Below are 8,849 nucleotides of genomic sequence, written 5' to 3' on the forward strand. Positions count from 1 at the left end.
AGAGATACGATTAAATGCTCAATCTTGGTCTAAATATTATATCTTAATAACAGAATGTAGTATTTAAATCGTTTGGTTTCTCGAAGGAAGACATGTTTTTGAATGAATCGTTGCATTATTGAGAAAAAAATGGTTCTTCCGGTATTTGGATACTTTATCACAAATTGCATTGCGTTTTTTTTGACGCTTTTTCGTGAATTTTTGATCTTTCGCTGTATCAGGCATGGGTACAACTCTGCTCGCTTCAGTGCGGGCATTCAGGCCCTTGTGCACAGGCGCTCCCGGAGGCGCACCCATGCCTGATTGGGTTGTTAATTTTTGAAATACCGGAGCCTGTTTCTGAATCAATATTATGGCCATCCATCAATGTAAGTACTCACTTACCGGATGAACAAAAAAAATATACATGATTTGGAACCCGGCGACCGATAATCACGTAAGTTATTAGCGAAAGGAAAATTCATGGAGGCGGCTGTGCTTGAGGAATGGGTGGAACAATGCCAGAAGGGCCACACGCGGGCGTTTGCCCGTATTGTTCAAGCCATGCAGCAGCGCATCCTGGGGTTTCTCTTTCGTATGACCCAAAACCGTGAATGGGCGGAAGAAATCGGGCAAGAAGCTTTCTTACGCGCATTCCAAAAGATTCACGATTATGACCGCTCAAAAGGGACGTTTTCAACCTGGTTGTTTCGGATCGCCCGCAACTTGTGCATCGACCAAATGCGCAAGCGCAAAGGGCGCTACTCTTCGCTCGACGACGTATTGGTATATAAATTAGTCTCGAAATTCCCTCAGAAACTAAATTGTATCAGAAAAATCAAGTTCCATCCTTCCAAGAGAAGACGTGAAGACAGATTGTCTTTCCAACTCTTGTATTGATATTTTCATATTTGCATAATCTCTTAAAGCTTGTTTAGGTATAAATGCAGTAATACCTTCTTGAGAGGAACGCAATTTGTATGGGTCATCTAGAAAGTTTGTTGCCTTCCACTCCAGTATAATTAAACAACCATTTATATTTTGATCGTCTAGCAAACCCGGATTAAATGCAATGTTTTTTGATAGAGAAAAAAGATTTCTAGCGTATGAACTTGCCGCTCTTGATTGATACGTTGTTTTTAAGGTGTTATAGACTACGCCATGGTATAAATGCAACATGATTTGATATTCTTCCACTGAATTTTCATTTGAAACGACCGATATTCCATCTTCTACAAAGTTTAATGATGCAGTCTCTGGCGAGTCTTCAGTTTTTCTTATTATGTAATAGAACTCATTTAAATGCTTTTGCTTAAAACTCTCCCCAAATTCAGTTCTAGGATTCCAGATAATCTGATCTGTAGTTAGTCTTGGTACTTGATTCGTTACGCACCCATTCATTAATAAAACCAGAGAAAAATAAACGATACAATTCAATATCTTCATTGTTGTGTCTCCAAACGCAATTTCTGATATTTATTGTCTAGAATTATCACAATGTTTTCTGCATGTATAGTAGCAGAGGGATGGTGAGCAGACCTTGAGAGTGTTATTACTCCGGCTTCCAGGGGTTAATGACTTTAATGCCGCAGCCGTCAAAGTCCTTCGTATTTCTCGTTGCGATGGATGCGTTTTGCGCTTTAACGATTGCGGCGATCATTAAGTCTACGGCATCAGTATTGAATCCTTCTTTCTCGCGCTTTGCCGCGATGCTTCCATAAATAAAAGCGGCTTCTTCATCAAATGAATAAATACGCCCGCGAAACGCTTCATTGATAAAAGCCGAAAAGCTGCGCTCGAGTGCGCTACGACGCTTGCCTTTGGGGAGACGCGCCAGCCCTCTTTGAATTTCCGCAACGGTTATCGTGGTTAATGACAAATCCGTTGGTTTGTGCGCCGCGACCCATGCTTTCACATTTTCATGCGGCTTTTCGCGCATGAGTTCCGAAATCACATTTGTATCAAGAATAATCATCAGTCAAAATCGACAGGCTTACGTTGAGATTTTCGCTTCGGCAGTTCGACGTTAACGCCGCGCTTTGCGCCAAAATGCTTTTCAGCCAAATCGAGGATGCTAACCGGTTTTAAGCGATTGGCTTGGGACGCTTCTCTCAGGACTTGGCGGACATAAGACTCAAGAGAAAGCCCCGATTGGGCCGCATGGACGCGCAGCGCTTCTTTTGTTTGATCGGGCAAATCACGAATGGTGATGCTGGCCATAGAAATCTCCTTTTGATATCATTGTAATCAACGCAATCAATGATGTCAAATGATTGTTTATTGTCATTTTTAGGGATTGAAACGACCGAAACGAGGGGAGGGCGAGTCTCCTGACGAGCCGCGAAGCAGCGAAACGCATTTTTTCAATTGCGGCTCACCAGGAGGTTCGCTCTCCCCAAAATTTGAATTGGACTTCTAACAATTCGCAAACTAAACGCGTTTGCGTTTGGAGGTGGGGAGGATGCTCATCTTCTCGCGGTATTTGGCGACGGTGCGCCGCGCGATGTTGAGGTCATAGTCGCGGTGAAGAATTTCGGTAATCTTTTGGTCAGAGAGCGGCTTTTTGATGTCTTCGTCTTCGATCAGGTTGCGGATGATTTCCATCACGCTTTTGGCTGACATATCGTCGCCGCCAGTCGAGTCTAACCCCGTCGAGAAAAAGTATTTCAACTCAAACAACCCGCGCGGCGTCTGAACGTATTTCTTGTTGACCACCCGGCACACGGTGGCTTCGTGAATGCCGAGCTCATCGGCGATGTCGCGCAGTTTCAGCGGCTTCATTGAGGTGAGGCCTTCATCTAAGAAACTTTCCTGCTTGTCCATGATGGCGCGGGTGACGCGGTATAGCGTGCGTTTGCGCTGCTCAATGTTGCGGATCAACCAGATAGCCGATTGAAATTTCTTCTTGATGAAATCGAGGTCTTCGCTGGAAACGCCGTCGGGGTTCTGCAGCATCTCTTTATAGCGGCGGCTGATGCGCAGCGGCGGCGCGGAGTCGTCGCTGACGCGCACCTGCCATTCATGGTCTATCTTTTCGACGAACACGTCAGGGCTGATGTATTCATTGCTCATCGCCTGATAGCGCATCCCCGGGCGTGGATCGAGTTGAGAGATGATGTCGGCGATTTCCTGCACATGCTTCTCGGTGACGCCCAGCGCCCGCGCAATTTCTTTCAGGCGTCGGCGTTCGAGCTCTTCCATGTGGTTGCGAATGACTTGCAGGATGTCGTCGTCGTCAATTTCTAACTGGCGGCATTGAATCTCCAGGCATTCTTCCAACGTCCGGGCGGCGATGCCCGGCGGTTCGAAGCGATGGAAGATTTTCAAAATTCGTTCAATTTCAGGAACTGGTTTATCAAAGGTGAGGGCGATATCTTCCAGCGGGATGTTCAGATACCCGTTTTCATCTAACTGGTCGATGATATATTCGCCGATGGTATATTCGTCTGAATCGTTGGTTGAAATGCCCAGTTGCCAGAGCAGGTGGTCTTTGAGCGAAACTTCCTGGGCGATTTGCATGTTGGAGTCGTCGTCTTCTGATTCGGAATACGACGAGGCGCCATGCGTAACGGAGCCGATATCGCTGCTGTCGGCGAAATAGTCGGCCCAGTTTTCGTCTAACTCGATGCGTCCGGTATCGGTTAAACTGTCAGACGAGTCGTCTGAACTGTCGCTCGGGGGGGCTTCTTTTTCTTCGGGGGTCGAGTCGGCTGAAAACTCTTCGCGGTTGCTGGCGTCATCATTGATATCGTTGACCTCCCCATCTTCTAGCAGGGGGTTTTCGACCATTTCTTCTTGCAGCAGTTCGTTTAGCTCCAACGTAGACAGTTGCAGCAGTTGGATAGACTGCTGCATCTGCGGCGTCATAATCAGCCGCTGCGACATCTTTTGTTGAAGTTGTAATCTCTGATCCATAATTGGAACCAAAATTTATGTATAAATTTCCATGCCAATTTACTCTTTTTAGAGGGCTGTGTCAATGGCGTGTGGGCGGTTCGGGTTTTTTATCTAATTGAATTGTTTTAATTTACGGCACGGCTTGGCTGTGCGCTGGACGGGGAAAATAATTCTAAATACTACTGTAGCAGCAGATTTTGATTAGACAAGTCTTAAATTATCTTTCTAAAAATTCGATCTTTTGTAACAAGAGCGTTTGTAAATAATCGGACTGCGCGACAAAAGCGTCGAGTACGCGTACGGCGGAGCGCAGGCTTTCTTCGGCGCCCTGGGTCTCAGGCAATACCATCAGGCGCCAACGGTTTTCTTCATGATCGAAATGCGCTTCCTGCAGCAACTCATTGAGCAGTTCCATTGCGAGAGGGTGTTCTTTCGCGCAATCCTGAATGAGGCGTTCCAGGCCTTGTGCGCGCGCAATTTTTTCGCGGCTGGTTTCGCTGGGCGACTCTTCGGGAGGAATGGTGTTGATGCCTGCGCGCGCTTGCGCCGCGAACCCGCGCAGTTCCTGCACGGCGGAGCGCATTTGTTCGCGTAACACTTTGCGGTTTGTGTGCGGTTGGTATTGGCTGAGCAGGGTACGCAAGGCTTGGGGGGCGGCGGTTTCATTTTCAGCAAAGGCGCTACCTATCTTCGCGGGGTCCGCAGGCGGCGCGCCGGTGATGTCTGCGCCCAAACTGAGATTAAACACGGGGACGCCAAACCGTTTGATCTCATGTTCCAATAATAAACGATAGAGGTTGAGCGTGTCGCTGGTTGCGATCTTGTCTCCGGTGACGCTTGTTACATGGTGGCTGACTTGTTCGTCGCGGGGCAGCGATTTGTCGTCAAATATGGTTCCGTCGGCGTAGGCTTTATCGCCGCTGAAGGCGAGGTCTTGCCCCATTAAGAGAATCGGGCGGCAGCCCATACGCGCCAAAATATGGAAGCCCGCCACTGTGACGCTGCCGGAGCCGAACACGTCGCCCTTATCGCCGGTCAGGGTTTGCAGCCATGTTGAAATGGAATTCCCGCTGCGATCCGGCGTGGGGATTTGCCCGACGGGCGCGGGCGCGCCAGTGGTTTCGAGGGTGGTGCGCCAGCTGGCCATCATCACATTCGCCCCAAAATGGCGAATGATGCGCGAGTGAATGCGCGGGTCGGCGACCAGGACGGTTTCATCAGAAGGCGCGGCTTCATCAAACGAGCGGGCGTTGCGCTCGTTGTGGTCCATGGTGAAGACGATATGCGGCGCGATCCCGTGTTTGCGTAGAATGGGGTAGGCCGAGTTCACGCAGGTAATCAGGGCGCGGCCTTGCATGGCTTTGAGCGCGTCGATGCGTTGTTCGAGCGAGGGGCCGGGCGCCGCCAGCACGGCGGGGGTTTCGTTGAATTGCTCCCAAAGATGATTAACGCCGGGAAAGCGCATCAGCGCGTCTGCGTTGGCGATGGTGTTTTTAACGACCTCAACGCCGTGATTGACCCGTGAACGACGGTACATGGTTTCGCGTTGCAGCGCGTCGCGCCAGGCTTGGGCGAAGCGCGCAGGGTAATCGGGATTGGCGCGAGCCAGCAGCGGCGTTGCGGCGACTTGGTGCGAGAGTACCAAAAAGCGCGGCCATTCTAACTCGGCGCCGATGCTGTCGATGGTTTTGTTAAGCGGTTGTCCGACGAACAAATGTAAGCGGCGGTCCGCCAGCATTCGTGACAGATCGACATGGACGAACGCGGTGAGAAATAACAACGCGTCCGGTTCGACCATCGCCAATACGCCGTTTTGCGGCAGGTGTTGCAACACCGCCATAGGGTGATAGCCCAGCCCCATGCCCAATAAAATGACGGCGTGGTCGCGGTTTTGTTCAATCTCCAGCGAGGCGGTCCATTGCTCGACTTCTTGTTTGGGCGGGAGCCCGCTGGTAAACACGCGTTGGGTGGAGCCGTCGAATTGGGTGGGGACATAGGTTTCCACCCAACCGTCTTCGAGCCGCTTGCAGGGATAGGTCCGTTCGATCAGTTTTGTGGCGGCGGCGGCGACGCTCTCAGCCTGCGCCTCGTTAATGGTGCGAAGAACGGTTAGGTTTTTCTGAAAGTATTGACTGCCGGACATCCCGGCCCGCCTTTCCTGTGCAAGTTGGCTTCTATTGTAACGGGTTTAATACGATGTCCAGACGCAAAACGCCCCCTGCGGCGTATTTTTTCAGCGAACAATCAAACAAAACACGACGTCGCATCTGTACTCACTACGCATAAGCGCGAATTTCAAACACGTTTGCGGTTGAATCGCCATTGGTCGCCAACACGCGCAGTTTAATCCCGTCGCCTAATTCTGGCGTGAATTTATGGACGCGCTTGCGCTGGTAATTGCCCTCTACTTTGGCGATGACGCGCTCTTGATTGCCGTGGGTGACGATCAGTTCATAGTCGCGCACGGTTTCGGGCTGCGGGCCGCGTACGACATGGCTGTTGTGGTGGTCGCTATGCGTAAGGAACAACTGGCGGTTGAGCCGCGTATCGAATGTCAGATGGACCTCGCGAAACCGGTGCGGCTGGTTGAAATGCAAATGCAACCATTGCGGCATTTTCATCTGCGGGTTTGACGACCACTTGTTTCTTTTGCCGTACACGCCGCGAGCGACGCCATTGGCTACGTTGTCTGCGCTATAGCCCGGCTTCATGCTGGAGGCCCACACGGTCGCGTCGCGGGCGAGATCATCGGAATCGCTGTTGGCGGCGTCAATGATATAGGCGTCGTCTTTGAGTAGGGTCTGTTGGAGTTCCTGGATGTTGTCTTTGTGCAACTCATTCGGCAGGCAATCATGTTTCACGCAAAGCGCCGCCGCTGTCCCGGCGGCTTGTCCCATCACGGCGCAAGTCGCCATCACGCGGGTGCTGCCAAAGGCGACGTGGCTGGCGCTGATGTTGCGTCCGGCGAACAATAAATTTGATATGTTGCGTGAATACAAACAGCCGAAGGGAATATTGTAGAGCGGCCCTGGAATCGAAATGAACGGCCCTTCGGCGTCCCAGATGCCTTTGGGCGGATGCAGATCGACCGGCCAACCGCCGTAGGCGACGCCGTCATCGAAGGTCTCGCCGCGCTGCACTTCTTGTTGAGTTAACACATGCGGCCCTAAAAAGCGGCGGCTCTCGCGCTTGCCGGGCAGGTAGCCGATCCAATCGAGCGCCCAGTTTTCGCTATTTGGATACTTGCCGCTGTTTTTGATGTGGTCCCAAATGCCAAAGGCGGCGGCGGCCAGCTCGTCGCGGACCATTTCGTTGTCTTTGATGATGTCGTGTTCGCCGCCCCACTCACACCACCAGTAGCCGTATTCCCAGGAGCCGACGCCGCGTTTATACAGTCCTTCATGGGGCAGTTTGTGGCTCCAGGCGGGGGCGCGAAACGGCATGGGGCGGTCGTGTTTTTTTGTGACGAATAAGATGGAACTGCCCAGCGTTGTCGTATCAGCCTTTTCGGGCGCCAGCGGTTCGCCGTATTCGTTTTGGGCTTCGCGGCCATGCCGATAGTCGGCGCCGGCTTCCGCGCCCAGTCGTCCGTCTCCGGTGCAGTCGAGAAACTGTTTCGCATAGATGGTGAAGTAGTCTTCGGTGCTATGGCGGGAGACGTGCACCGCTTTGATTTTTGATTTGCCCGCCATCTCAACGCCGCAGCAATGGCTGTTGAGCAACAGCGTAATATTGGGTTCGCGGTTGGCCCATTCATACATGACATAGTCGAACACCTGCGCGGAGCGCGAGGGATTGATGGTTGCTTCTTCGAGGCGCATTTCTTCGAGAATGCCCGACTCGCGGGCGTCGGTATCGTTGCGGCCGCCGTGGCGGTCTGCGCCGACGATGTGCATGCGTACTTCGCTGGAGGCGTTGCCGCCCAGGATGGAGCGGTCTTGGACGAGCACCACCTTGGCGCCGTTTCGCGCTGCTGCGATGGCGGCGCAAACGCCAGACATGCCGCCGCCCATCACGGCGACGTCGGTTTCTATGATGTAGTGGTCAACCACGTTGCCGTCGCCTTTTTTAATGGACGACTTGCTTTGGTCTAAACGCGCTTCGGCGGGGACTGGCGCTGCGCCTCCCGTGATGGCAGCTGCTGCGCCTGCGGTTTGTAGAAAGCGTCGACGTGACAGGTCAGATTTCGACATCGGAGTCTCCCGGGAAAAAAATGTTGCGAATTCATAAATTCAACAATTCGGAATGAATAAAAACATTTGTATAGTAACAAACATTGCGTTGAAATGCGACACGCGCGGCGCGGACAAAAAAAAGGCCCGATGTAAAGGGGAAAACATCGGGCTTGGGGAGGAATTACGAAGATTTTTTTGTTTTTCGTGGAGTGTTTGAAACTCCAGTTGTCTTTCTTTATAAGCAGAACTTGTGCCAATTTTATGACGGAATGCGAAGGAAAACGTAGTGGATTGATTTTCTTGCATTTAGTAATTAATGCGTCAAATTTCGGACGGAGTTGTGTATTATGAGAGGTTACAAAAGAGTGCCTGCTGTTTCAAATAGGGCAACAGGTGATGATTATTTTTGATCGGTTATCAATTCTGCGACACCAATGTTGTGATATTGTGAAACAGCGCAAACCGATGAATGATTAGGCTGGTTATTGGCATGGGTACAACTCTGCTCGCTTCAGTGCGGGCTTTCAGGCCCTTATGCGCAGGCGCTCCCAGAGTTCCACCCATGCCTGATTGGTTTGTCAATTTGTGAATTGCCGGAGCCTGTTTCTGAATCAAAATCATGTCCATCCATCAAGGATAGGTACTCACTTACCGGATGAGCCGTTTTTGATTGGTTATAAAATCTGCGACGCCAATGTTGTGATATTGTGAAACAGCGCAAACCGATGAATGATTAGGCTGGTTATTGGCATGGGTACAACTCTGCTCGCTTCAGTGCGGGCTTTCAGGCCCTTATGC

Annotated in this window: 7 protein-coding genes; all 7 read right to left on the reverse strand. The window is 51.1% G+C overall.

Annotated features, from left to right (window positions below; genetic code table 11):
• Window positions 1–63: 63 nt before the first annotated feature.
• Window positions 64–348, reverse strand: a complete 285-nt coding sequence (locus P9L94_17775; GenBank protein MDP8245936.1) for a hypothetical protein — start codon at window positions 346–348, stop codon at window positions 64–66.
• Between the two features lie 450 nt (window positions 349–798).
• Complete coding sequence (locus P9L94_17780; GenBank protein ID MDP8245937.1) at window positions 799–1,425, reverse strand: hypothetical protein; 627 nt, start codon at window positions 1,423–1,425, stop codon at window positions 799–801.
• Between the two features lie 106 nt (window positions 1,426–1,531).
• Window positions 1,532–1,954: a type II toxin-antitoxin system VapC family toxin gene (locus P9L94_17785; protein ID MDP8245938.1), complete on the reverse strand. Its 423-nt coding sequence runs from the start codon at window positions 1,952–1,954 to the stop codon at window positions 1,532–1,534.
• A complete protein-coding gene (locus P9L94_17790) occupies window positions 1,954–2,199 on the reverse strand; it encodes a hypothetical protein (GenBank protein ID MDP8245939.1) in 246 nt (81 codons plus the stop codon). The genes P9L94_17785 and P9L94_17790 overlap by 1 nt, the downstream gene beginning before the upstream one ends.
• A gap of 210 nt (window positions 2,200–2,409) precedes the next feature.
• The gene (gene rpoN / locus P9L94_17795; GenBank protein ID MDP8245940.1) at window positions 2,410–3,894 is read right to left on the reverse strand and encodes an RNA polymerase factor sigma-54; all 1,485 of its coding nucleotides are present in this window, start codon (window positions 3,892–3,894) and stop codon (window positions 2,410–2,412) included.
• A gap of 199 nt (window positions 3,895–4,093) precedes the next feature.
• The gene (locus P9L94_17800) at window positions 4,094–6,019 is read right to left on the reverse strand and encodes a DUF115 domain-containing protein (GenBank protein ID MDP8245941.1); all 1,926 of its coding nucleotides are present in this window, start codon (window positions 6,017–6,019) and stop codon (window positions 4,094–4,096) included.
• 133 nt (window positions 6,020–6,152) lie between these two features.
• Complete coding sequence (locus tag P9L94_17805) at window positions 6,153–8,069, reverse strand: FAD-dependent oxidoreductase (protein MDP8245942.1); 1,917 nt, start codon at window positions 8,067–8,069, stop codon at window positions 6,153–6,155.
• Between the last annotated feature and the right edge of the window lie 780 nt (window positions 8,070–8,849).

This window comes from Candidatus Hinthialibacter antarcticus (assembly GCA_030765645.1).
Lineage (GTDB): Bacteria > Hinthialibacterota > Hinthialibacteria > Hinthialibacterales > Hinthialibacteraceae > Hinthialibacter > Hinthialibacter antarcticus.